Source organism: Vibrio sp. Vb0888 (assembly GCF_033338835.1).
Lineage (GTDB): Bacteria > Pseudomonadota > Gammaproteobacteria > Enterobacterales > Vibrionaceae > Vibrio > Vibrio alginolyticus.
Map to the genome: position 1 here is coordinate 1 of NZ_JAWOTL010000296.1, position 1,086 is coordinate 1,086.

The following is a 1,086-nucleotide window of genomic DNA, read 5'->3' on the forward strand; positions in this document are numbered from 1 at the left end:
AGAACTTGAAGAAGTGGAAATGGAATGGATGTCTGCTCAGGAAGAACTGGAGCAGATGGAGCTAGAGTTTAACCAATGACAAACAAACACGCGGAATACACTCTTACCCTAGAACACCTTTGGCAGTTCAGCCTGCAGTTTTATGGCGTGCGAGAAGTAAAAGAAGCGTGTTTATCGTTGCAAAACAATTACCACGGTAACGTGAATCTATTACTGCTGCTCCGTTGGCTCGACGAGCAGCAGCTTATCTTCCAAGAGAAAGATTGGCATTTGGTTCAAAGCTGTCTTGGCCGTAGTGAAACGCTGCTGCACTCTTTTCGCGACCTGCGACGTCATCTAAAATCCCAAGTGAACGATGCGTTATATCGAGAAAGCCTGCAGTTTGAACTGCAACTCGAAAAGCAACAACAAGCCGATTTGGTCGACTGTATTAACTCACTTACACTGATTAAAAACGATGGCGATCCACTCACGCTCAGATACTGTCGTCAGCTTGGTGGGGAGCATTTGCAACAAGCCTTTGCTATCCCTGTGCCAAACATTCACCCACCAAAACACTCATAACGCTGTAGAATACCTATAATCTTTATAAAGGATTATATTAATAAGTTCTTCAACTGACATGAAGGACCATATAAGAGCAGTTAGGTATGACACAATTTTTCGCAGCCGCCGGGATCAAGAACCCGCACCTTCAGACCCTTTTACCGCGCTTTATTCGTAAAAAAGCACTGTTTACGCCTATTTGGCAGACGCTGGATACCGACGATGGCGACTTCCTCGATCTCGCTTGGAGTGAAGATCCCACCAAAGAACCTGCGCAGAACAAACCCATCTTCGTTTTGTTTCATGGCTTGGAAGGATGCTTCTACAGCCCGTATGCAAACGGCCTGATGAATGCGTTTGCGAAATCTGGTTGGTTATCGGTGATGATGCATTTTCGTGGCTGTAGCGGCAAACCGAACAAAAAAGCTCGCGCATACCATTCAGGAGAAGTAACGGACGCTCGCTTCTTTTTGGAACACCTTCATCTGCGCTTTCCAAACAATCCAAAAGTCGCCGTCGGCATCTCCCTTGGTGGCAATA

At 46.1% G+C, this 1,086-nt stretch carries 2 protein-coding genes; both read left to right on the forward strand.

The genetic code is table 11. The features are described from left to right. Positions 1 to 75 precede the first annotated feature (75 nt). Complete coding sequence (locus tag R7P72_RS25750) at positions 76 to 564, forward strand: TIGR02444 family protein (protein ID WP_005458139.1); 489 nt, start codon at positions 76 to 78, stop codon at positions 562 to 564. A gap of 86 nt (positions 565 to 650) precedes the next feature. After that, the coding region (locus R7P72_RS25755) for an alpha/beta fold hydrolase (RefSeq protein ID WP_318111072.1) at positions 651 to 1,086 on the forward strand (436 nt) is incomplete at its 3' end.